Source organism: Clostridium sp. AF20-7 (assembly GCF_003479275.1).
Classification (GTDB): domain Bacteria; phylum Bacillota; class Clostridia; order Lachnospirales; family Lachnospiraceae; genus Otoolea; species Otoolea fessa.
In genome coordinates, this window is sequence record NZ_QUGF01000008.1 from 105,450 (window position 1) to 130,222 (window position 24,773).

General features: G+C 50.2%; 23 protein-coding genes. 3 read left to right on the plus strand and 20 right to left on the minus strand.

Going from position 1 to position 24,773, the window contains the following annotated elements:
• The 8 genes from DWX68_RS09925 to DWX68_RS09960 form a co-directional block, all read right to left on the minus strand.
• A complete protein-coding gene (locus DWX68_RS09925; protein WP_117796049.1) occupies positions 1-1,566 on the minus strand; it encodes an HD domain-containing protein in 1,566 nt (521 codons plus the stop codon).
• 1 nt (position 1,567) lies between these two features.
• Complete coding sequence (locus DWX68_RS09930) at positions 1,568-2,866, minus strand: ATP-binding protein (RefSeq protein WP_182432171.1); 1,299 nt, start codon at positions 2,864-2,866, stop codon at positions 1,568-1,570.
• Between the two features lie 106 nt (positions 2,867-2,972).
• Positions 2,973-4,097, minus strand: a complete 1,125-nt coding sequence (locus DWX68_RS09935) for a bifunctional chorismate mutase/prephenate dehydratase (RefSeq protein ID WP_118629281.1) — start codon at positions 4,095-4,097, stop codon at positions 2,973-2,975.
• Positions 4,098-4,100: 3 nt separating this feature from the next.
• Positions 4,101-4,844, minus strand: a complete 744-nt coding sequence (locus tag DWX68_RS09940; RefSeq protein WP_117796051.1) for a lysophospholipid acyltransferase family protein — start codon at positions 4,842-4,844, stop codon at positions 4,101-4,103.
• Between the two features lie 296 nt (positions 4,845-5,140).
• On the minus strand, positions 5,141-5,584 hold the full coding sequence (locus DWX68_RS09945; RefSeq protein ID WP_118472612.1) for a type II secretion system protein: 444 nt from the start codon (positions 5,582-5,584) through the stop codon (positions 5,141-5,143).
• On the minus strand, positions 5,556-5,738 hold the full coding sequence (locus DWX68_RS09950) for a DUF4250 domain-containing protein (RefSeq protein WP_022360303.1): 183 nt from the start codon (positions 5,736-5,738) through the stop codon (positions 5,556-5,558). The genes DWX68_RS09945 and DWX68_RS09950 overlap by 29 nt, the downstream gene beginning before the upstream one ends.
• A 20-nt stretch (positions 5,739-5,758) precedes the next feature.
• Positions 5,759-6,073 (minus strand): hypothetical protein, encoded by a 315-nt coding sequence (locus tag DWX68_RS09955; protein WP_333491325.1) that lies wholly within the window; start codon positions 6,071-6,073, stop codon positions 5,759-5,761.
• A gap of 87 nt (positions 6,074-6,160) precedes the next feature.
• Positions 6,161-7,114 carry a hypothetical protein gene (locus DWX68_RS09960; RefSeq protein ID WP_118629283.1) on the minus strand — a complete coding sequence of 318 codons (954 nt, stop codon included), beginning with the start codon at positions 7,112-7,114 and terminating at the stop codon, positions 6,161-6,163.
• A gap of 841 nt (positions 7,115-7,955) precedes the next feature.
• Here DWX68_RS09960 and DWX68_RS09965 point away from each other — a divergent pair.
• Entirely contained in the window at positions 7,956-8,900 is a 945-nt protein-coding gene (locus DWX68_RS09965; protein WP_022360306.1) for a D-2-hydroxyacid dehydrogenase, read from the plus strand.
• A gap of 120 nt (positions 8,901-9,020) precedes the next feature.
• On the opposite strand, the gene DWX68_RS09970 is transcribed toward DWX68_RS09965, so the two are convergent.
• The 10 genes from DWX68_RS09970 to DWX68_RS10015 form a co-directional block, all read right to left on the minus strand.
• Positions 9,021-9,455, minus strand: coding sequence for a protease complex subunit PrcB family protein (locus DWX68_RS09970; RefSeq protein WP_107001425.1), 435 nt, complete (start codon positions 9,453-9,455; stop codon positions 9,021-9,023).
• A 55-nt stretch (positions 9,456-9,510) separates the two neighbouring features.
• Positions 9,511-10,653, minus strand: coding sequence for an ABC transporter ATP-binding protein (locus DWX68_RS09975; RefSeq protein WP_118629295.1), 1,143 nt, complete (start codon positions 10,651-10,653; stop codon positions 9,511-9,513).
• Positions 10,654-10,681: 28 nt separating this feature from the next.
• Entirely contained in the window at positions 10,682-11,758 is a 1,077-nt protein-coding gene (locus tag DWX68_RS09980; RefSeq protein WP_181357239.1) for an iron ABC transporter permease, read from the minus strand.
• 36 nt (positions 11,759-11,794) lie between these two features.
• Entirely contained in the window at positions 11,795-13,129 is a 1,335-nt protein-coding gene (locus DWX68_RS09985) for an ABC transporter substrate-binding protein (protein WP_243027689.1), read from the minus strand.
• A 152-nt stretch (positions 13,130-13,281) separates the two neighbouring features.
• A complete protein-coding gene (locus DWX68_RS09990) occupies positions 13,282-14,076 on the minus strand; it encodes a sirohydrochlorin cobaltochelatase (protein ID WP_118468380.1) in 795 nt (264 codons plus the stop codon).
• A gap of 219 nt (positions 14,077-14,295) precedes the next feature.
• Positions 14,296-14,577: a sporulation transcriptional regulator SpoIIID gene (gene spoIIID / locus DWX68_RS09995; protein WP_022360312.1), complete on the minus strand. Its 282-nt coding sequence runs from the start codon at positions 14,575-14,577 to the stop codon at positions 14,296-14,298.
• An 88-nt stretch (positions 14,578-14,665) separates the two neighbouring features.
• Positions 14,666-15,145: an acyl-CoA thioesterase gene (locus DWX68_RS10000; protein WP_107001412.1), complete on the minus strand. Its 480-nt coding sequence runs from the start codon at positions 15,143-15,145 to the stop codon at positions 14,666-14,668.
• Positions 15,146-15,389: 244 nt separating this feature from the next.
• Positions 15,390-16,604: a cytidylate kinase-like family protein gene (locus tag DWX68_RS10005; RefSeq protein ID WP_227589680.1), complete on the minus strand. Its 1,215-nt coding sequence runs from the start codon at positions 16,602-16,604 to the stop codon at positions 15,390-15,392.
• A gap of 13 nt (positions 16,605-16,617) precedes the next feature.
• On the minus strand, positions 16,618-18,063 hold the full coding sequence (locus DWX68_RS10010; protein ID WP_227589679.1) for a sodium:proton antiporter: 1,446 nt from the start codon (positions 18,061-18,063) through the stop codon (positions 16,618-16,620).
• 217 nt (positions 18,064-18,280) lie between these two features.
• Complete coding sequence (locus DWX68_RS10015; RefSeq protein ID WP_147354950.1) at positions 18,281-18,679, minus strand: hypothetical protein; 399 nt, start codon at positions 18,677-18,679, stop codon at positions 18,281-18,283.
• Between the two features lie 182 nt (positions 18,680-18,861).
• Between DWX68_RS10015 and DWX68_RS10020 the strand changes: the two genes are divergently transcribed.
• The gene (locus tag DWX68_RS10020) at positions 18,862-19,755 is read left to right on the plus strand and encodes a glycyl-radical enzyme activating protein (RefSeq protein ID WP_118629298.1); all 894 of its coding nucleotides are present in this window, start codon (positions 18,862-18,864) and stop codon (positions 19,753-19,755) included.
• Positions 19,756-20,102: 347 nt separating this feature from the next.
• On the plus strand, positions 20,103-21,656 hold the full coding sequence (locus DWX68_RS10025) for a BCCT family transporter (protein ID WP_118293379.1): 1,554 nt from the start codon (positions 20,103-20,105) through the stop codon (positions 21,654-21,656).
• 52 nt (positions 21,657-21,708) lie between these two features.
• On the opposite strand, the gene DWX68_RS10030 is transcribed toward DWX68_RS10025, so the two are convergent.
• Both DWX68_RS10030 and DWX68_RS10035 read right to left on the minus strand, forming a co-directional pair.
• Entirely contained in the window at positions 21,709-23,967 is a 2,259-nt protein-coding gene (locus DWX68_RS10030; RefSeq protein WP_107001408.1) for an excinuclease ABC subunit UvrA, read from the minus strand.
• A gap of 146 nt (positions 23,968-24,113) precedes the next feature.
• Entirely contained in the window at positions 24,114-24,707 is a 594-nt protein-coding gene (locus DWX68_RS10035) for a TetR/AcrR family transcriptional regulator (RefSeq protein WP_107001407.1), read from the minus strand.
• Positions 24,708-24,773: the final 66 nt, after the last annotated feature.

The following is a 24,773-nucleotide window of genomic DNA, read 5'->3' on the forward strand; positions in this document are numbered from 1 at the left end:
TTATACCCCTCTTTTCTGCCTGAGTACAGGCCGTATTCCAAAGACTTCCTCAAAGAAATCTGCCTTCTGGTCAAATGAATACTGCTCCAGCACGATACTCTCCGGACAGTCCGTCGTAATCACCAGACTGCCGTTCCGCACAGCGATGCGGCTGTCGCTCAGCTTCTGGCGGTGGCTGCGGTCCATCGAATTGGCCAGACGCAAAATTGCCGTCAGCTTCGCAATCAGGATCGTCAGCTCTCTCCGGGAGGTTCCAAGCCCCGCATACTGGGACAGATCCGACTCCAGGATGACCTCATCGTAGGCATATTCCTGAATGTTGTAGCGCACGATATTGGCTACAACCTCGCGCTCCAGATGGGAAATTCCGATAATCTCCGTATCCATGATGATCTGGTACGAGCTTTCCGAACCGCGCGTGATGCTGACAAACTTGCCGCAGTCATGCAGGGTCGCTGCGATCTTTAAAAGCAGCCGTTCCCGCGCTCCCAGACCATGGTATTTTTTCGTTGCATCAAAGATCATCTCCGCCGACCGCTCTACCTCGCGCACATGTGCGCCGTGGCAGCGGTAGCGCTTCGCCATCTGGCGCGCCGTTGAGAGAATATCTGCCTCAAAATCATGATGGAAGCGGACCAGACGGTTTTCCTGCGCGTACTCTGCCGCGATACCATCGCAGAGTGTCGTCCCCGGTGCCCAGATATAGGAAGCACCCGTCATGTCTAATATCTTCCGGTAGAGAATCGCACTTGGAATCAACACTTCTGCGTAATCCTGCGGCAGCTCATAGCGCTCCTGAATCTCCTCCGAGGACATTCCGATCAGCTTCTCGCAGAACACGCCAAATTCCTTTGCCGTGAACCGCGCCCCGCCTTTTTCATGCATGCCGCGGCTGATCATATAATTCATTGTCTCGCCGGTTGCAATCAGCGTCTCGATCTGATGCTCTTTTAAAAATATCTTCCGGAATGTGTATAATTCATTTTCTACCAGCTCGTCGATGATCGCCGGGATCTTCCGGTAATCGACGCGCCAGTGTGCTGACATTTCGCTTAAACGCAGCACGCCGAGCAGAAGGTTCTGCGTCGATACCAGTACCTCCTCATCAAAGAGGGAGATCTGGGTGCTTCCGAATCCGACATCCATCAGCGCCGCGCCATTTTTCACGGTGCGCTGGAATTCTTCCTCCCTGGCTGCAACAGCTTTATAACTCTTAAAACGCAGCTCCGAGTTGTTCATCGTGCGGACCCGGAGTCCGGTACGCACCAGAATCCGGTCCAGTACCATCTGGCTGTTCCGCGCCTCCCGAAGCGCACTGCTCGCAAATGCCCGGTAATCCGATACCCGGTATGTTTTCATCACTTCCCGGAACTTATTCAGGACCTCGCACATTTCCTCCACGATCTCGTGGCTCAAACGTCCGTCATTGTACGTGTCTTTGCCAAGCGCCAGCGCATGGCGCACATGATCAATCTCGCGGATTCCGGCGGAAGCAGAAATCTCGAAAATTCCCAGCTCCAGTTCGAAGGAACCCACATCAATAGCGGCAAAGGTTTTAACGGTCATATTACTTGATCTCTCCTTTCAGCTTGCTGCGTAAGTTTGCAATAAACTGGGTGGCAGTACGTCCGGACAGCCCGCCGTGGCTTAACTCCCACTTGTTGGCTTCCAGAAGCAGATCTTCCTCCGGCATATGGATATGGTATTTATCTGCCAGTACGCGGACGATGTTCTGGAACTCTTTCTTGTCCGGTGAGCCGTAGTAGATCGTGACGCCAAAACGCGCAACCAGGGACAGTTTTTCCTGCACCGTATCGTTGGAGTGCAGATCGTCGTCCAGCTCGCGCTTATCGCTGAATTTCTCGCGGATTAAGTGACGGCGGTTCGATGTCGCATAGATCAGGACATTCTGCGGCTTAATGCCGAGACCACCCTCTATGATTGCTTTCAGATATTTATATTCCAGCTCATATTCCTCAAAGGAAAGATCGTCCATATAAATGATAAATTTGTAGTTGCGGTCTTTGATCTGCTCCAGGACATCTGACAGTCCGCGAAACTGGTGCTTGTACACCTCGATCATGCGGAGTCCGCGGTCATAATACTGATTTAAGATCGCCTTGATACTGGATGATTTACCAGTACCGCTGTCACCGAAAAGCAGGCAGTTGTTTGCCGCGCGCCCCTCGATAAATGCCTCGGTATTCTCAATCAGCTTGGCTTTCTGCAGCTCATAGCCGACCAGATCGCTCAGCTCGATATGTTCCACGCGCGTGATCGGCTCGATATCGACCTGCTTTGCCTCCTCATCCATGATAATATGGAATGCTTTGTTAAGACCAAACTTGCCGACACCAAATTCTTTATAAAATTCGGTCACGATATCCTGAAATTCCTGATCACTCTCCGCATTCTCCAGGGAAACCGATAATTCAACGATCCGATCGCGGATGCGGTGGTTGAACGCCTTGCTGTTTTCCAGCGCATTTTCGTAATGCTTCATCTCCGACCAGATGCCGTTCTCAGTCTCGTCCAGACAGGCAATATCCAGGGAAAAAAGCTCTCTGACCTGTGCAAAATCGTGACGTGCAAGCTCGCTCAAGCTGCCGCCGACCGGTCCGATGATCTCGCAGGATGTGCTGTAGGCATTTTCATTGTTTGCCATGCAGAACGCCAGGAAACAATGCCACAGGTTTCCGCGGAATCCATAGGTCACTGCCAGATCGATGAGCTGACTCGCGCATGCATATGCATCCGGGCGTGCCTCGCCTTCCTCTGGTTTTAAGAGGCTGCACATATCGTCAAATAACTGCTGATACCGCAGGTTGCGATATAAAATCATCGTATTTTTCCTTTTTTCTTCCATCATTCTGCCTTTCCGGTTGCCATCACATTCTTTTACGGCACTTTCAGTCTCAAAAATGCCTGCCCGTGGACAGCACCCCATTCTGTCTTGTCCTAAGCTAAAGAGTCTAGTAATTTCCTAATATTTTTACATTTTTCGCTTCGCGCATGATTCCGTACAGTGCATTCTGCACACCGGCGTCCTCCAGGTTTCCCTCGATGTCCACGAAGAAGCGGTACTGCCAACTCTCCTCCGGGATCGGGCGGGACTCGATCATACGCATATTGACGTCATTGAAAATAAAATTGCCGAGCATACTGTACAGCGTACCGCTGCGGTGCGGCAGCTCGAAACAGAGGCTGATTTTCTCTGCGCCCGCCTGATAGACGCGATCCTTCGCCAAAATCAGGAAACGGGTCGTATTGTCCGGACAGTTGTTGATCGGACCTGCCAGCTTTTTGAGCCTGTAAATCTCACCTGCCACCTCACCTGCGACTGCCGCCTGTGACGGATCTTTCTCATCGCGTACCTTCTGTGCCGCCACAGCATTATTTTCCATGCTGAGCTGCTGCCAGTCGTGCTGGTTTAAGAAGTCGCTGCTCTGCATCAACGCCTGCGGATGGGCAAAAACACGCTTCACATCGGAAAGTTCCGCGTCCGGTGTGCCAAGCAGGTAGTGGTGTACCGGCAGAAATGTCTCCGCCACGATCACATTGTCGTATTTTAAAAGCAGATCATAGTTGTCCGTCACGGCACCGGCGGAAGAATTTTCAATCGGAAGCACCGCAAAATCAGCTTTTCCCTCCTGAATCTCCACCATCATATCCTCAAACCGGCGTACATGATGGATATCCTCGTCTTTTCCAAAGAACTGCAGCGCCGCCGCATGACCGTAAGCACCCTCTAATCCCTGGAACACCACGCGTTTTCCGGCTGTTTCAAGCTTCTCCACCTTATGGAAGCCCAGATCCGGACCGCCGACGCGCCCTGCAATGGTCTGATACTGATACCGGCGGCTCAGCGTCATCATCTGCAAAAACAGTTCGGCAACCGCCTGCTTGTTGAACTCGCTCTCCGCCATCGCCTGAACTGACTCGATCTTCTGTTTCTCACGCTCGGCGTCGTAAACCGCCTTTCCGGTCGCGATCTTATACTCTGCCACCTCGCTGCAAAGGCGCATTCTCTCCTCAAATAACTTTTCTATCTGGGTGTCAATCTGGTCCAGACGCCCTCTTATCTCCAGCAAATCCATCTCTTAGCTGTTCTCCTTTTCCATCTCTGAAAGCATCCCTGCGATCTTTTCTCTCGTATATGCGCCGACAAACTTCCGGTTCTCCGGATCCAGCTCTTTCACGATAAACGGCTCGCCGAACTCAATCACGACATGGCTTGGACAAATAAGCGGAATATGCTTCTCAAAGACCTCCGCTGTTCCCTTGATCGCCACTGGAACAACCGGACAGCCAGCTTTCTCTGCAATCTTCAAGCTTCCCTCTTTAAATGGAAGCAGATCTGAAAGCTGTTCATTTTTATTGCGGGTTCCCTCCGGAAAAATCCAGACAGAAACGCCGCGGCGCACCTTCTCGATCCCCGCCAGAATCGTTTTTAAACCTTCTTTTATATTATTCCGATCTAAAAACAGACAGTTGACATTGAGCATCCATTTTGACAAGAGCGGAATCTTCTCCATCTCTTTCTTTGCCACAAATCCCATCAGTCCCGGAACCGTCGTATAGCCAACCAGGATATCAAAATAGCTCCGGTGGTTTCCCACATAGAGCACCGGGCGATCCTGCGGAATATTTTCATATCCGCGCACCTCTACCGTCACACCTGCCATTTTGAGCAGTTTTTCAAAAATATTACGCACCATCTGGGTGCTTTCTTCCTCCACTGCGACCGGATCTACCTGTCCCTGTTTATCCATACGGTGCAATGTGCCGATGGAACCAACAAGGAAGCTGACGATCGTTCCTACTATCTTTATCGCGCGAAACATACTGATACCTCTCTTTTCTCTTGTATCTGTCCGAAACCGTCTGGTTTTTATCCTGCTATTTTCATTTCCAGACAGACTGCTTTACTGTCTCATTATATAGAAAGAAGCAGGGTTTTACAAGACTTTCCTTGTAAGACATCCTGCCTCTGTTACTGTTCACGCATACGTGCCCAGTATCGGAATTTGCCGTGGCTTCGCATTTAAATACGGCAAATTCCTGCTGCCACCACGTTTTCTTACGGCACTTTCGGTTCCCAAAGTGCCTACCTGTGAACAGTAACCTGCCTCTCTATTTTTTATGGATTCACAATCTCCGTCTTTCCGCTGATCAGCGCTTCCACCTCGATTCCACCTATCTCGCACAAGATTCCCTCATAGCTTTCCAGTGTATCGCTGTAATACACGCTGTAGATAGACACATCCTCAGAAATCTCTCCATCCAGATAGTTTTCCAGCGGATTTTCTCCCAGATCCCGGAAAGAACCACCCAGATCCATCATCAGCTCCCAGCTTTCCGGATGAATGTCCTGTTCATCCAAATCATGTAGATACATCCAGAGCGCCATGCATAGAATCCTCGCCTCGGCTTTCGCCCGCACTTCCTTCGCTTTCTGTACCTGTCCGGACATGATCGGGATCGAAACTGCAACGAGAATCGCCACAATCCCGGTCACGATCAGCAGCTCTGCCAGCGTAAAGCCTGACCGTGCCCTAGCGGAACTGGTTCTTTTCTCTGTCATAGGTATATCCCACCGCCTGCAGCTTCTTCTCAAGCTCCGACCGTTCTGTATCAAACGCACTGCATAATTCATCTAAATCCGGGTAAAAATCTCTGAGCTGTGTGTTCACAAAACTCAGGCACATAATCGGATCGTTCGGTATTTTTCCTGCCATCTTTTTCCCTTTCTGTCCTTTTATTCATACTCAAACGTAACCGTCACATAGTAACCGCGGTCATTTTCCTCGATCGCCTTTACCACGCCGTGATCGGCGGGAATCCGGTCATTCAGCTTAAAAAGCCCCGACATCGCCACCGCCGGTTCAATCATATAATTGACATTAAACGGCGTCACCGACTCCGTCACCTCTACTGTCTGTCCGACTTCTACCAGTCCCGGACGTTCCATTTTAAATACAACATCTCTTGTCACGCCGTTTTCCCTCTTCTTTCTGGTCTGATCCCCGATTCTGGCTGCTGGCATATCCTCACGCCGTGCCTCTGATTTCAAAATTTTTTTACACGAACCATAACCGCCAGCTTACCAGTTTTCTAGTATACGGCACTTTTTTCCTTTTATCAACTGCGCCCACATAACCTACCGTTCGTTTTTTTCACGCGCCATCCGCCGCAGCTGCCGAAATCCAAGCCATGCCAGTAAAAGCAGCAACAGACTTACACTGATCGTCAGTCCGTAGTGAATCCACCGTCTCCAGAACGGAAGCGGGAGGTTTTCCACCGGCGCAGTCTCTGTTTCCACCAGAGTTCCCGGATCCGCTTCTATTTCTGTCATCTCTTCCACATCCAGTTCCGCTTTTTCATACTCCATCCGCCTCCGGTAACGCTCATATGCCGGAAGTCTGACCGTTCCCCCGTACACTGCCCGGCAGTCCCATACGCGGCGTTTTGCCTGTACCGCCGCATTGCGGCACCAGATGCCAGCCTCATCCTGATAGGCATCTCCCTCCCAGCTTGCGGACTCAATCTGCACATCATCCTCCGATAGCCCCACACTTGCAAGCAGTTCTTCTCTGCACGCCTCCAATGGCGGCACTTTCTCATCATGCATCACGACAGCCCCACCCAGCTGGTATGTATCCGCCCCGTATTCGTGAAATACGACCGAAATCTCAAATCCATCCTGCCAGTGTTCGTTCTCATAAGAGGTTCTTTTCAGATCCAGCATAACCGATACCGTCTTCCGGCTCTCCCGATCCTCCACTTCCATCGGCGCTCTCGCCGGGATCTCCTGTTCCCGCGTCACGGATGGATAGACCATCTCCCCCGAAACCTCCCGCGTTCTGCCGCGCACCGGCACCGCCTCTATCTCTGTCCCCACAAGCCGGTAGGTAATTTCCCCCTCTTCCAGATATTCTTCCGGCGCTTCTGGTATCTCAGCCTCTTTCAAATAGGAAGAAGAATAACGGATCCGCCGTTCTCCCGCCTTATCTTCCTGTGCGTAAGCCTGTCCGCCGGTGCCCTGCAGGCACAGCAGCACAAATGTCAGCACTGCCAGCCTCCAGCCATATCTTCTGTCTTCTCTTTTCCCCATACATTCTCCCTTTCTGCCATTCCCCGGCAAATGTCTCCTGCCAGCCGAACCGCATTCTTTCGTAAGCACGTTCTAAATTTCCGTACTCCTCTCTCAACCTTCTCCGTCCTTTCTAAAATTGTTATTGTTCACGCATACGTGCCCTGTAACGGAATTTGCCGTGGCTTCGCATTAAATGAACAGTAACCTGAAATTTTCTGTGCTGAGTTTAAATCAGCATAAAATACCGCATCACACACACATATCATTCAAGATATAAGATGCCATGTTTTCTAAATGCCGATATGATGTTACTGTTCACGCATATGTGCCCAGTAACGGAATTTGCCGTGGCTTCGCATTTAAATACGGCAAATTCCCGCTACCACCACGTTTTCTTACGGCACTTTCGGTTCCAAAAGTGCCTACCTGTGAACAGTAACGATATGATACTTATATTCAGCACTGCTCAATCATATGACTGCTATTTTTTTGTTTCATAGGACGCAGTTTCCCCTGAAACAAAAAATGCATTATGAAATTTCATAAATACCCGAATATTTCTGTGAATCACAGATGCCCTCTTTGCGGGCAGAATCATCGAATGCCGTCCGGAACCGGACTTTGAACTGCATCGTACCTTTATTATAGTCTGCCCTATCTCAAAATACAATTTATAAATCGCTCCCGCGGCATTTTCTACAAAAACCCCTTTTCATCCAGCATTTACTTATAAGTGTTATACAAAAAATCGAATACGAGTTTCTGTTTGGTACGGCAAAATGACTTGACTGGACAGCAGATTTTAGGTATACTTGCATATAGGTACATTTTACAAAATAAGAGCGGAGGAAATTAAACTATGAAGTGTCTTATCATTGACAAAGTATACGCTGGTATTGCTGAAGAACTCAGCAAATACATGGAAGTTAAAACTGCAGAGAATCTGCCGTCCACCAAGGATCAGTTATTAGCTGAAATCGGTGACGTAGACGTTCTGATCATGCGTGTAGATCCGAAGATCGATCAGGAAATCATCGACGCTGCTAAGAACCTGAAGGTTATCGGCGTTTGCTCCGTTGGTCTGAACCACATTGATATGGACTATGCAAAATCCAAAGGAATCCAGATCTTCAACGCACCGGGCTTAAACGCTAACGCAGTTGCAGAGCTGACCATTTCCAAGATGTTAGATATCTCCCGTGGTACTTTCACAGCTAACTACGATGTAAAAGTAAAACACGAGTGGAACAAATATAAATTCGAAGGTCGTGAGCTTCGCGGCAAGACTCTGGGTGTTATGGGCTTCGGTCGTATCGGTAAGAGAGTCGGCGAACTTGGTCGTGCATTTGGTATGACTGTCGTTGCTTACGATCCATTCCTGAAACCGGAAGATTTCGAGAAAGAGCATGCAACTGGCATGTCCGTAGACGAGATGTTAAAGGTAGCTGATTTCGTATCTATCCACGTACCGCTGACACCAGAGACAAAGGATCTGTTCAACGCTAAGTCCATCGCTGAGATGAAGGATGATGCAGTTGTTCTGAACATGAGCCGTGGTGGTATCGTAAACGAGAAAGACATGTACGAGGCTCTGAAAGCTGGCAAGATCGGCGGCTACGCAGCAGACGTTATGGAGAACGAGCTGGCTGGCAGCGGTCTGACAGGTGATGATACATTCGCAAGCCCGCTGTTCGAGTGCGACAACTTCATCGTTTCCCCGCACATCGGCGCTCAGTCCGTAGATGCTTCCAGAGACATCGGACTTCACATCATTTCCAAGGTAAAAGAGGCTCTTTCCCTGTAATCAGGAAACCAGTCTTATACTCATATAGGAAATCCTGCGGAAATCGTTCTGCAGAAACTGCATAAAGACAGGAACCGGATGATACTCTCGCCGGTTCCTGTTTTTTTGTTTCATAGGAAACTACTGGAATACCACTGGTTCCTCCAGCAGTTCCGTCCGCAGCACAATATACGGATACGACGGCTCTTCCCCGGTCGGCTCGCTTCTCTCCGGTCCTTTTAACTCGGTCTTGACGATGATCGAATTGTCCGTCAGGTACAACTCCGGAACCGTAATGCTGTAACCGCCGGTCTCCTGCTTGCCGTACCCGGCAGCTATGTAGAGGTCATTTCCGCTTGTGTAAGTCAGGCGGAAGGAATCGTTCTTCTTTTCTTCTATGATCTGCGCCAGCTCCTGCGGCGTCTCATCGGGACCTATGACGGCAAATTCCAGATCCCGCAATTTTTCTGCCTGTTTTTCACCGCCGCATGCAACCGCATAGACCCCCGCCAGAAAGATTCCCATCACAACCATAAGGCTTAGAAGCCATTTTTTCCTGCTTTTCTTACTTTTCATCAAATAAAAAACCTCCCGCTCCCCTGCACGCAGCCACGCGGCAAAATGCTTTGATTTACTGCATTTTATGAAGCGGAAGGTTGTGATATTCAATCTTTTTTCCTTTTTCCCTGGCATACGCCAGCAACCGGTCGTTCGCCGCCGCCCAGCCCCCATACTGCCTGCGGCACGCAATCACGCACTGGCACGCATCCAGACATTCTCTGGCTTCTTGTTCCTTTTCCTCTGATATTTCTTCAAATGCGGGGACTGCAATCAATCTGGACGCCAATGTACAAGCCGCCGGATAATCTAAGTCGGCTTCCGATACGATCCCTGCCGCAAACGTGGTTCCAGCTCTCTGAAGCTGCCAGAAGACAGCGCGCCCGCTTCCTCCTCCTGCCAGCACAAACACCTCTGGTGCCCCCTCCGGACGCGGAAGCTCCATACTGCCGCCTGTCTGACGGAAGCGCCCTTCCTCGACCTGGAAAAGCTCGGAAAGATGTTCTGGAGTCAGCATCTCTTCCGGGCGTCCAAACCGGCTTTCCTGCCCCGGGCTGACGCACAGCACCCAGTCAGAGACGCGCTCCGCCAGATCAAGTTCATGAATGGATAAAATGACTGCCACCTTCTTGCGGCGCGCCAGCTCCTGCAAGACCGACATAAATTTCAGCTTATAACGGATATCCAGATAGGAAGTCGGCTCATCGAGAAGCAGCAGTTCCGGCTCCTGACAGAGCGCCCGCGCCAGCATCACCCGCTGCCGCTGACCGTCGCTGAGCGTCTGGAAGTCCCGCTCCCGAAGCTCTGATACCTGCACTGCCTCCATCGCCTCATCAACTGCCTTCCAGTCCTCCTCCGAGAGGACACCAAACCGCCCCGTGTACGGATAACGCCCGGCTGCCACAACATCCCGGCAGGTCATCCACTCTGCATGAACCTTTTCCGTAAACATGACCGCCATCCTCCGTGCGCGCTCCGTTCCCTTCATTCCCAGAAGGTCCGCGCCGTCCAGGTAAACCGCGCCTCCCAGAGGGGGAAGCTGCGCGGCGACACTCTTTAAAATGGTCGATTTTCCGGCTCCATTCGGTCCGACTAAAGTCAGGATCTCACCCTTCTTTATCCCGATCCGGACTGGATTTAAGATCTGTTTTCCACCGTATCCAACCTGTAAGTCCTCTGTATAAAAGTAGATCTTCTCCTCATTTTCTGGATTCATGGTATTTTCTCCTCCGCTGCTCTATGCTTCAGGTGCTCTTTCGATGTTTCCGCATCATCACAAAAATCACGACCGGCGCACCGAAGACAGCTGTTACCGTGCTGATGCTCAATTCCGTCGGGGCAAAGACCGTCCGCGCCAGCCAGTCGCTGAACAGGCAGAACACGCTTCCGCCCAGGAAACAGCCCGGAATCAGCACCAGCGGTCTTGTATCGGCAAACAGCCAGCGGATCAGATGCGGAACCGCGATTCCAACAAAGGAAACCGGACCGGCAAATGCCGCTACGCAACCAGATAAGATGCTGGACAAAATCACCATAAAGAAACGCAGATGTGCGACATTGACTCCCATGCTTTTCGCATACGTCTCCCCCATCTGGTATGCGCCGATCGGTTTGGATAACAGAAACACCGCTGCCGCTGAGACAAAGGTCACGCCCGCCATGACTGCCACATTTTCCCAGGTCATACCAGAAAAACTTCCGCGCGACCAGTTATGCAGGTTGACAATATCCGCATCGCTGGCGAAGGTCACAACAAAATCCGTGATTGCCGAGCAAATATAGCCGATCATCACGCCCCCGACGATCAGCATTGCCATCTGTTCCATTTTCCGCGCGACCAGGAGCACAAACAGCATAGAGAGAAGCGCTCCGGCAAATGCCGCTGCCACCAGCATCCCCGAATTGATCGTAATATTCCATTCCAGAAATCCGACCATCACAAGTGCTACCAAAAGCTTTGAACCAGAAGAAATTCCCAGCACAAAGGGACCCGCGATCGGATTGTGGAAAAAGGTCTGTAACAGATACCCTGACAGTGCCAGCGCCCCGCCAAGGATCAGCGCCGCCAGCGCGCGCGGCAGACGGATCTCCCAGATGATCGTCCACGCCATTCCACGCAGCTTAGGCTCCCGCAGTTCCTGTAAAAATTCCATGATCGGAACCGATACACTGCCTGAACAGACACTCCAGATAAGCGACAGGAGCAGCAGCATAATCAGAAGCAGAAATGCGCCTGCGATCCGCACCTGTCTGCCTGCCTGCGCCAGGTTTCTTTGTTTTTTTTCCTGTTTTTGTCTGTTTGCTTCTGATACTGAACGCATCGTTTCTCCTATCTATCTTTATTACACTTTCCATCCTCACGACTGCAATTTATACAGATATGTCCCATCTTCCTGGCTTCCGCTGAAAATCGCATGGATATCTTCCAGCATCGCTCCAACTGACATAGATTCCTGATAGAGATTCTTCGTCGTACACCAGACATTTCCCGCCTGTACCGCCTTGAAATCCTTGAGAACCGGCGCTTTTGCCAAAAGCTCCGAAATTGAGTGAATCTCCCCGTCGATTGTACTGTTATAAATCAGATAATCGGATTCTTTCGCGGCTGCATAAAATTCTTCCATCTGCATATTGACGGTCGAAGACCTCTTTCCGTCATCCCCCAGATGCCCGAATATGTATCTGCCGCCCGCTAATTCTATCATTTTCGGTATATAATCAGAGGAACGGCGCACGTTCACGCTGCCCTGGTTCGTAATATAGAAAAATGCCGCCGACGGCTTTTCCGCCTGTGCCGTCTGTTCTGTTTTTACGCTCCCGCCTGCGTTCTCCGCATCCGAACCTTCTTCTGTAACACGCTGCAAAGCTGCTTCCTGCTTTGCAAATGCCGCTTCCGCCTCTTTTTCTTTACCGGTCAGCACTCCATACAGGCGGATCCATTCCGTCCGCCCCAGCGGATGTGCTTCGTAGCTGGAATGATCCACAAGCACCGGGATTCCGAAACTTTCCAGCTTTTCTTTTACCTCCGGCGAATGGAGAATCATCGTATTTTCTATTGCCAGACCGCAGCCCTCCGAGACAATCCGCTCATAATCCGGTTCGCTGTACTTGCCTGCGTAGAGAATTGACCCATTCTCCATCGCCTCCTTTGCCTCCGGGATGTACCAGCCCGACGCATCGGTTCCCGAAAACCGGATATCCGGGAGCGCTCCCAGCATCCGGAACATATCCATGGTCGCGGTCGCTACCAGATAAATCTGTTTGACCGGGCGCTTAAGCACCTGGATCGAATCCGGAAGATCTTCCGGCACCTTTCCGCCCTCTGGAATCAGAAGAAAACGGCTTCCATCCGCAACCGAAACTGCTTCGTACTGCATCCCGTCCGCATCCTCATAGGTATCGACCGCAAACTGGGTCGCATAGGCAAGCTCCATCCGCGATTTCCAGGCCAGGGACGCACTGATCGCCTCACCCGGCTGTGGAAGTGATGCCTCCGCCACCTGTGCATCCACGTTTTCTGCCGGCTGGGACACTTTCGTACCTTTACCCGCCTCATTGGATATCTCACTGGCGGATGTAGACGACGCTGCCGCCACCGCACTCTTTCCCGTATTTCCACAGCCACTCAAGAGCAGCACCCCCATAAGCGACAGTCCTGCCATCCTAAGTGCCATTTTCTTGTTACTGTTCACGCATACGTGCCCAGTAACGGAATTTGCCGTGGCTTCGCATTTAAATACGGCAAATTCCTGCTGCCACCACGTTTTCTTACGGCACTTTCGGTTCCAAAAGTGCCTACCCGTGTACAGTAACCTTTTCTTTCCCGTTATCCATCCTATTTTCTTCATTTTTCCCACTCTGCCTCTCTCACGTGCGCCACATACAGCTTCCGGATCGCCTCAACCTCTCCCAGTCCCCGGATGCGGCATTCCACCTGGTATCCGGCGCGTTCCAGGCGGCTCTTCCAGGAATCCTCCTCTTCACCTGCCATATCCTGATTCGCATGGTCGCCTGCAACCACCATGAGCGGCTGCAGCACTGCCCTCTGATAGTGTTTCTGCGCGCCCAATTTCTCGATCACCGCTTGTAAATCCGGCTGCGCCTCCACGGTTCCGATGTAATAATTTGCATAGCCGCCCGCGATCATCCTATCCTGCATCTTCTGATACACCTGATTGGAAGCCGCGTCCGTCCCATGCCCCATCAGGCAGAGTGCCGTTTTTCCATCGTCATATCCGCCCAGTTCTCCTGCCATCGCCAGGATCACCGCATCCAGATCCGCTTCACTGGCAAGAAGCGGTGCTCCCAGCGCCAGCCGTTCAAAACGCCCCTGATTCGCTTCCACTTCCGCTTTTACATCCATGTATTCAAATCCATCCATCAGATGGGTCGGCTGCACAATCAGACTTTTAATCCCATCGGCTGCTGCCCGGTCAAGTGCCTCCTTCAGATTGTCGATCGACCGTTGATCCCGCTTTTTCAATTTATCAATGATCCTCTGGCTGGTAAATGCCCGGCGCACCTCATATGCCGGAAATGCCTCCGCCACTGCACGCTCAACCGCCCCGATCGTCTTTTCCCGGCTGTCATTGTAGCTTGTCCCGAAGCTGACTACCAGGATTGCCTGTCTTGGTTCCATCTATCCATTCTTCCTCTTTGTTTTTTATCTTTCAATTCAGAATTTTCCCGTTCCTCCTACGCTGCCATATGCCTGAATCTGGCTGACATATAGCTTCATGAATCGAAGCTACTATAGCATATTTTGAAATAGTTTGCAATGAAGCAGAAAAAATGGCACTCCGCCCGTCCAGGCGGAATGCCCCTTTTTCTGCTTTCAGCTCCAATTTTACCAGCTTTTCTATTCCTCATCCCGGCTGCACGCGCGCAGCTGGTGCTCATGCTCATATTTTTCTTTCGTCGCCATCCCGCCCCGGATATGGCGTTCCGCTTTGTTGATGTCCAGTACTACACGCGCCCGGGATGCAAGCGGCGGATTGATATGGGAAAGGCGCTCGGCCACATCTTTATGCACGGTAGATTTACTGATCCCAAATTTCCGCGCCGCCTGCCGCACTGTCGCATTGTAGTCTATGATGTAATTAGCGATCGCAACCGCCCGTTCCTCGATATATTCCTTCATGGGAGTTCCCCTGAGAACGTTTTTTACATCTTATTACATCTGTTTCCGGTTTATGCAAATTCCCTTTCCCAAACAAAAACACTGCCGATTAGTAGTTCTCCGCACGGCGGTGCTTCCGCAAGTCGTTTCTCTTCACGCCAGCTTCCCACTCTGCCTTCTCCTCATCGGTCTCGACAAGCAGTCCCGGAACCTCCATAGGATGCTCGTTTTCATCCAGCGCTACCATAACCACATAAGCGGTATTAACCAGTTTACGCGCACCGCTTAAAGACTCTACGAATGTATCGACACGCACTTCCATGGAGGTTCTTCCAACGTAAGTCAGCTTACCCTCGATAATCAGGGTATTGTTCAGGTGGACTGCCTCTTTGAACTGCAGGTTATCAACCGATGCAGTTGTCGGATTGCAGTGCGCGTGGCGGCGCGCTACAACGGTCGCTACAACGTCGATCCATTCCATCAGCTGACCGCCAAACAAACGACCAGCACCATTTAAGTGACTATTTAATACAAGCTGTGTCTGGATAACAGCTGAATCCGCTACGCGGCGCATAATTCTTTCTTCCATAATTTATTTCTCCTTTCGAGAAGGATGCCTCTTCCAATCTCCCGCTTTCGAAGGACTTCCCTGTGATATGGTACCTAGTATACTGGCTTTCCCTCAAATTTGCAAGTATTCCGCCGCAAAAATTCTGAATCTTTTTAGTTATACATTCTATTGGCAGTAAACTATAAATGTAAAAAAACGACCGAAGAATCTGGGAGCAGCGTCTGTTGTCTTTCGCTGACTCCCATCATCTTCAGCCGTTCTCTTATTTATCCTCTTCCCGCGCCATGATCATCCGATAGATGAAATCCACGGTTCCATCGATACCGTAGCTGGCACTGTTGATACAGAGATCATAGTTGTTGGAATGTCCCCAGTTTCGGTTTGTATAATAATGATAGTACTGGCTGTGGACATGATCCAGATGCTTTAACATATGGCGTGCCTGCTTGACCGTCAGGGAACTGTCAATCTCCATCGCACGTTTGATACGCTGCTCAAACGGCGCCGTGATGTAGATACTGATATGCGGGATGTTGTTGTTTGCCATGATGGCATCTCCGCATCGTCCCAGAATAACAAAATCTTCCTTCTTCGCCATGTCAACCAGAAGGTCGCTCTCGTTGAAGAAGACCGCATCACGCTTCGGCAGTCCGTGAAAACGGCTGAACTCGCGCATACGCTGGCGCAGGGTCAGATGGCGCTCCGGGATGAATGCCTCACTCGGGTTTACATTGGCATCCTGATCGTGCGCCGGCTCTTTCTTGATTCCCGGCTTGATTCCGTAGCTGACAGAATCCTGTATAGAATCCTTCTGAGCCTCGAGACGTTTCAGAACCGCTTCAAAGATCTCCGCGTCGTAGAAATTGATTTTCAGCTTATCTGCCAGCTTAAATCCGATATTTACACCGCCGCTTCCGTAGGTCCAGCTGATACATACGATCAGGTGGTCATTTTCGGAAAAACGGTTTTTCAGGTTAAATGTATTCAGCTTCGCCAGCTCTGCGTTGATAACGTCGCCGCTCGCGAAACTGGTCGGCAGACTCATGACTTCGGTCAGAATCCGGTTGTACTCGGTCATGACGAGCTTCCGCTCTTCCTTATTCTCGATGGTACGCGCCATGTTTCCGATCAGGGCAATCTCACTTCGAACCAGGTTACCCTGCGGGCGTGTCAGCATCAGATGAGTCAGCTCATCCACGCAGCGCTTCCGGTCACGGTTGAAAACACGTCCCAGAGAAGAACCTAACTGTGCATAAACCTCCGCATCCAGATCGTAAATACTCTCCGCCAGTTCACGGATTCGTTTTTCATCTCTTCCAGGCACCGTGCTACCCGGCTTCTTCCCTGCCGAATCCTTTTCGGCTGCATTTTCCGCACCCGTTACTTCATTCGCATACTGGGCGCTGTCCTTTTCAAGCGCCTGCTGCGTCTGATTTTCCATATTATCTGTATTGGTATGTTCCTGATTGTTGCTCATCGTCACTCACCCCCTATAAAAAGAATAACAGCATATCAAGTGCAAAGACCGGAACCAGAATACCGAACGACCAGAGCAGATATCCGAAGAAGGACGGCATACGCACACCGTTTTCATCCGCAATCGACTTAACCATGAAGTTCGGTGCATTTCCGATGTAGGTATTCGCACCCATAAATACCGCACCACAGGAGATCGCCATCAGCATCTTGATCGGAACCGTTCCTAACGTCGTCACCATGCCCTCCGTAAATCCAAGCGCACCTGCCGTTGTTAAAAATACCAGATAGGTCGGCGTGTTATCCAGGAAGCTGGACAGCAGACCGGTCGCCCAGAACATTTCAAACGGCTCGGAGATGCCCAGGTTCGCGCCATTTGCTTTCAGAATCATCAGGGCTGGCTGCATCGTGATGAAAATACCGATAAACAGAACCGCAACCTCCTGAATCGCGCCCCAGGTAAAGTGGTTCTCACGGCGGATCTCAACCTTCGTGGTCTTGAAGGACAGGAAGGCCGCCACCAGAATGATCACAATCTCAATGATGGCCGGATAGCTTAATTCTACCTCTCCAAACAGATGGATGCCAAGCACCTTTCCGGCTGCATCCTGGAACTGCGGCATGGACGGTAAGGTACCGCTTAAAATAACGGCTGCCACGATCATAACCAGGAAAATCAGGTTGTGCGCACCGCGCAGCTTTACTTCGGTACCCGGTTTACTGATATCCGGTTTCAGACCGCTCGCGATATCCTGACGATATGCCCTCTTATCAATAAAATAGAAGATTGTCAGCAGCACCAGCATATTGAAGAATAAGATCGGCGCCAGATGTAAGCTCCAGAAGAACGGTACGCCGCGCATGAAGCCCATCAGCAGAGGCGGGTCACCGATCGGGGTCAGACATCCGCCGATGTTGGATACAAGGAAAATAAAGAAGATAATGATATGACGTTTCTTCTTTCTCCATGCATTCATCTTGACAACCGGACGAATCATCAGCATACTGGCACCGGTCGTACCGATCCAGCTTGAAAGCAGGGTTCCCAGTGCCAGTAGTCCTACATTGACACGCGGAGAACCTGCCAGGTCACCGGACATCGTGATATTACCGGCAACGCAAAAAAGTCCAAATAACAAAATAATAAAGGTCAAATAGTCATTGACCAGGCATTCCAGAACCGTTTCCAGTGCTGTCCCCGCACTGTAACGCATCGCAAACGGAATGATAAAAAGAATTGACCAAAGAGCAACCGCATGAGGCTGGTGCTCTTCCCACCATTCTGCCTTCACAAGCGGCAGAATCGCAATACAGAGAAGCAGTCCCGCAAATGGAATACACATCCAGAGCGGCACAGAGGATGCCGATGCACCGCCTTCCTGTTCTGCTGCCAGAGCCGTCATCGGATTTGCCATCAAAAATAATCCCAGGCTCGCGCAAAACGCACTCAATCTTTTCACCTTCGTAACCTCCCAACTTTTTTCTTTTTTGTTTTACATTTTCCATTTCAGCCACTCATTATAACAATTTTATTTCCTAAATACAACCGTGTTTTTCACGTTGTAAGCGTGATTTTCCGTGAATTTTTCGTTAAAAGTACCTTATATTAATTCTTATTAATAAGTGTTGTAAGCCTGTGCTCATAACATAAACAAATACCTCTTTTGTATATAGAAATTATGTATAATACTGTAATTTCACAAATGCTATATTTAATTCTACTATGAACCAAAAAACCGCCCGCCGATATCCCGACAGACGCTTCCTACATTCACATATAACTTTTTCTTGAAATATACTCTCTTTCCAGAGTTCATATTTCAATTCCATATCTTCCCCGCTATCTTCCATCTTTTTCCTGCAGCTGTTTTCGCGCTTCATTTTAAGCCAGCCGCCCGATCTCTCGCGGTATTCCTTCGTGGTTTTTTTTCGATATGTGCCAGTTGGCAAATCTGCCGCTGTATAACCTGCTCTTTCGCAGCGTTCACACATATTCTCTCTTGAACCTGTTTTATTATAGCGCTTTTTTGTAAAATTTATTTCCGCTTTTTTGTCAAATCTTTGTAAAAAAATCAAGCAGCAAATTGGAGAAACTGTCTCATTTACTTTTTATCTTCTTTATGCTATAGTTAGCCTGTATTTTGCATTCAGTTGTATTACGAATCCATTCGGAAATTCCGGTGCCATCCCGTGCCGGAATACTCAATGTCTTATCGTGTTTTATAAATATCAGAAGGATTTTCAGGAGTATTGTATTCATGCAGGCGAATATATTTAAAATCAAACGAAATAAATTGGCTGACGGTTCCGGGCTGCGGACTACGATTTATTTTAAAGGATGCCCCCTGCGCTGTGTCTGGTGTTCAACACCGCAGGCGCATGAGCGCCCGACCCGGATTCTCTGGGACAGCAAGCACTGTCTCTACTGCAATCTCTGTGTCAGCGAATGTCCCACCGGAAGTCTGGCATTTTCAGACAACCGTCTCACCTTTACCCCGGACACCTGTACATTCTGCCGTGCCTGTACGGATCACTGTCCGTCCCGAATGCTTCATTTCGTCGGTCAGATGATGGATATGGATGAAATCATGGAACAAATTCTTGCCGACCGGGAGCTCTATGGAAATGGCGGCGTCATTCTCTCCGGCGGCGATCCGCTGATGCAACCGGAAGCAGCCACCGCTGTCCTGAAAACATGTAAAGAACACGGCATCCGCACCGCGATTGAGACAACCGCTTTCGCCAAACCGCTGGCTTTCTCCCGCTTCATCGCCAACGCGGACATGATTATCATTGATTTAAAACATTATTCTGAAAAGAAATATGTCCAGTTCACCGGCGTCTCAAATCATTCGATTCTGGAAAATCTGGACTTTGCCGTCGCTATCGGCAAAACAGTGGCGGTCCGCATTACCATTACCCCCGGCATCAACGACACGCTCATCGATGCCCGCAGGTATGCCCACCTTTTGTCTGAGCACCACATCAGACATGTAATTCTGCTCTCCTATTCAAATCTGGGGAGCATTAAATATGAAAAATACACGCAATCTCCGGCTCTTGTCCGCGAGCAGACCTTCTCCGGTCAGGATATGGAGAATTATGCGAACATGCTGCGCGGACTGGGATTTGATGTGCAGATTGAGCAGTAGGGAGGCGGCAGGATTTTTCCATTGCCGCCTCCCATACATTTTTCTATCGATTCGTTACTGTTCACGCATACGTGCCCAGTAACGGAATTTGCCGTGGCTTCACATTTCAATACGGCAAATTCCTGCTGCCACCACGTTTTCTTACGGCACTTTCGGTTCCAAAAGTGCCTACCCGTGAACCGGTAACATCTATTTCCTTGTTTCTCTATTTTTTCCCAAATTTTTCATTGATTTTTTTTCCACCCAATGCTATAATGTGTTCAATATTTAATTTATTTATCAAAAAATGAACATGAACCATTTGCAAAAATCCTCATTTTTACAAATGATTTAAAAGGAGGTTTCCCATGCAAAATCCACAATCCCAAACAGCGCCAGAGCCAAAACGCCTGGACTGGACCACGATGGTCGTCCCATTTCTTCTTATTATAATACTCTGTCTCTGCTTTCTGGCTGCGCCAGATGCATCCAAGGCAGTGTTGGAAAATCTCCGGAGCTTTCTCGGGGAAAACTTCGGTGTCGGCTACCTTGCCATCGGACTCGGCATTTTTCTTCTGTCAATCTACATCGCCTTTTCCCGCTACGGAACCATCCGGCTCGGAAAACCGGATGAGAAGCCGCTCTATTCCAATTTTGCCTGGGGTTCGATGATGTTTACCTCCGGACTTGCGGCGGACATTCTCTTTTACTCCCTGTGTGAGTGGGTTCTCTACGCCAATGACCCGCATCTGGCAGAAATGGGCAGTATTCAGGACTGGGCGAGCACATACCCGCTCTTTCACTGGGGTCCGATCCCGTGGGGCTTCTATGTCGTGCTCGCCGCTGCCTTTGGCTTCATGCTTCATGTGCGCGGCTGCCATAAACAGAAATACTCCGAAGCCTGCCGCCCGATCCTCGGAAAACACACAGACGGGCTTGCCGGAACCCTGATTGATCTGATGGCGGTCTTCGCACTGCTGGCTGGCACAACCACGACTTTTACGCTGGCGACCCCTCTGATGAGCCAGATCGTCTCCGAACTCTTCGGATTCGGCGACACCCGCCTCATCACCATCGCGATTCTGGCAGTCACCTGCCTGGTATATACCGTTTCCGTCGTGCGTGGCATGAAGGGCATCCAGAAGCTCGCGGCGTCCTGCGTCTACCTCTTCTTCGCTCTTCTGGCGTATGTGCTGCTGTTTGGCGGTGAAGCTCGCTATATCATCGAAACCGGCTTTTCCTCCATCGGAAATCTGGTACAGAACTTTATCGGACTCTCCACCTACACCGACCCACAGCGCACCACCTCATTTCCGCAGACATGGACAATGTTCTACTGGGCATACTGGATGGTCTGGTGCGTCGCTGCCCCGTTCTTCATCGGAACCATCTCTCGTGGACGTACGATCCGGCAGACAATCCTCGGCGGCTACGTGTTCGGGCTTGGCGGCACGTTTGTGAGCTTTATTATCCTCGGAAACTACAGCCTGGGACTCCAGGTGTTCGGAAAACTGGATGTCATGGGTCTTTATGCCGCCAGTGGCGACCTCTATTCCACAATCACTGCCATCATCCGCACGCTTCCGCTCGCCCCGATGGTTCTCGTTCTGCTCGCGGCGGCGATGATCGCCTTCTATGCCACCAGCTTTGACGCGATCGTACTGGTTGCCTCCGCCTACTCCTACAAGAACCTGACAAGCGAGGACGAACCGCACATGGCGATCAAAACCTTCTGGTCCCTGAGCCTGATTCTACTGCCGATGGTCCTCATTTTCAGTGATAATTCAATGGCAAACCTGCAGACCGTGTCCATCATTGCAGCATTTCCGATCGCGTTTATCATTCTCCTGATCGTGGCGGCGTTTTTTAAGGATGCGAAGAAATATCTTTCAAGCTGCCATGGTATTGAGCGAATTGATTGATTAAAAATATCCCGAATGCACTTTCCGATGCATTCGGGATATTTTTCTTTATCTATAAGCTCTCCCGCAGATACTCCCGCGTCACACTCCGCTCCGCTTCCAGCATCTCCTTCGGTGTCCCGGCAAAGAGCAGACTGCCGCCTGCGAGTCCGCCGCCCGGTCCAAGCTCCACGATATAGTCGGCGTCCTTCATCACATCCAGGCTGTGCTCGATGATAAACAGTGTATTGCCCTGATCGGTCATCCGGTTGAAAAGCTTCATCAGACGGCGGATATCGTCGAGATGCAGCCCGTCAGTCGGCTCATCCAGAATAAATATCTGTCCCCGCTCATCCAGCTTGCTCGCCAGCTTCACACGCTGCAGCTCGCCGCCGGAAAGCGTCGTCATCGACTGATTCAGGTGCAGGTAACCGAGTCCGACCTGTACCAGCGTATCGAGTTTCTTCACAAAATCCGCATCTTCAAAGAACTGGATCGCCTGACGGACGGTCATATCCATGACTTCCGCAATATTTTTTCCCTTGTACTGATAGTGCAGCACTTCCTCCGAATACCGCGTTCCGTGGCAGACTTCGCAAACCGTCTCAATCGAATCCATATATGCCATATCCGATATAATTACACCTTTTCCCTGGCACGCCGGGCAGGCGCCCTTGGAATTGAAACTGAAATATGCCTGTGCGACATGGTTCGCTTTCGCAAAAAGCGCCCGGATCGCATCCGCGATATCCAGATACGTCGCCGGGGTCGAACGCAGATTGATACCGATATCCTTCTGCCGGATCGAGATCACCTCGCCTGGATACTGGCTCGTAAAATATTCCATCAGGGAGCTTTTTCCCGAACCAGCCACACCAGCGATGACCGTCATCACGCCAAGCGGCAGTTTTACGCTCAGATCTTTTAAATTATGAAGCTTCGCGTGCTCAACCTGATACCATCCGTTCGGCTTGCGGTACTCCATCTTCATCGGCGTTTTCGTCCGCAGCATCCGCCCGGTCACAGTGTCCGCTTTCAAAAGGTTCTCGTAGCTTCCCTGATACATGATCTGTCCACCGTTTATGCCCGCTTCCGGTCCCATATCCACAATGTGATCCGCCAGAGCGATGACTTCCCGGTGGTGTTCCACAATCATCACGGTATTTCCGTGCTCTTTCAGCTTGATCAGCGAATTTTTGAGATTCTGGATATCGCGCGAATGCAGTCCGACGCTCGGCTCATCCAGCACATACATCATATCGGTAAGCGGCGAATTGATGTAACGCGCGATCTTGATACGCTGCGCCTCGCCGCCGGAGAGAGTGTCGGTTCCACGGCTTAAAGAAAGATAGCTGAGTCCGATCTCAATCAGCGCATTCATCCGCTTCAGGATCTCGGTCTTGATATCGCGCGCCAGCGGATCGTCGATCTGGCGGATAAACTCTGCCGCCTCCGGGATCGGCATATCCGAAACCTCGCAGATATTTTTTCCGTTAATCAGGCAGCTACGGATCTTTGCATTCAGTCTCGCCCCGTGGCACTCCGGACACGTAAAGGTGCTGACAATGCGATCCAGCTCCTTCTTGTGAAGCTGTCCTTCCTTAGATGTAATGATACTGCGGTACATACGCGGATAAATGCCCTCGTACTTCGCGGACTTCGGCCAGTTTGCCGGCGGATTTTTCAGGCGGATCTGCGGCGAATAGAGAAATAAATCCATCTCCTCCTTCGAATAATCCTTGATCTTCTTGTCCAAATCAAACAGACCGCTGTACGCGTACCGCTTCCACCGCCATGCACCGGTCGTGAACGCCGGCCACTGGATAACGCCCTCATCGTTTAGGCATTTATCAAAATCCACCAGCTTGTGGATGTCCAGCTCCGTCACAACACCCAGGCCCTCACAGCGCTCACACTTGCCGCTCGGATGGTTGAAGGAAAAGCTGTCCGAATAGCCGACAAACGGTTTGCCCACACGTGAGAAGAGCAGGCGCAGCAGCGCATAGATATCGGTGTATGTGCCCACCGTTGAGCGGGAGTTTGCCACCGGCTTTTTCTGATCGATCACGATCGTGACCGGAAGATTCTCCATGCGCTCAACCTCCGGACGACCATATTTCGGCAGAAACTGCTGGACAAAACTTGGAAATGTCACATTCAGCTCCCGCCGCGACTCTGCCGCAATCGTATCAAGGCAGAGCGATGATTTGCCCGAACCGGACACACCGGTAAAAACTGTGATTTTCTTTTTCGGAATTTTCAACGACACATGTTTCAAGTTGTTTTCCGTTGCATTCACAATGCTTATGTACTCCTGATTTTCTCGTTCCATCTGGCATTTTTCCTTTCTTAAGCTGCATTTTCCCGTCCCAGGTTCCTTTATTTTAAAGGTACTCAATGCTATCCTGATCTGTACGCGGCTATCACGCACAAAAGCAGACAGAAAATACCCCTAAGAAGCATTTTCCGTCTGCTTTTTTATTTGACTTCCTGCTTTACACGCACTCCGCCGAACAGCAGAGGCATTGTCTTTCTTGTATACTCTCCAAGCGCATAGCCACCGTCTGAAATGCAGTAATCATAGATGATTGCCCTCTCGCAGAGTGCATACATATGTGCAATCTCGTAATATGGCATACTGCGGGTAATCTGCCCCCGGCGCTGCCCCTCATCGACCAGCTGATTTACCATCTTATAGTAAAAACGGTTCTGGTTTAAAAGATGCTTATCCCCCTTTGTCACCACCTGTGAGGAATAGAGTGACGCCAGAAGCCCTACCGGGATATCCGACTCTATCAGATCATGTACACTGAAGCAGAGCGTCATAAGCTTGTCAAAGCTGTCCATCTCCGGATCCAGCGCCTGCATTACCTCTTCATACTTTGCATCAAAGATCTCTGGGAGAGATGCCAGAAGCTCATCCTTTCCACTATAATAATGATAGAAGCTTCCCTTTGATGTTCCAGACTGCAGGATAATCTCATCGATCGTCGTCTCCTCATATCCCTTCTCATGAAACAATTTCCATGCAACACGGGCAATTTTTGCTTTTGTGTTATTACCCTTCGCCATTTACCTTTTACCTCTTAACTTCTCAATAATCGTAATTTCAGGGAAACATTCCTGGTTATCTAATTT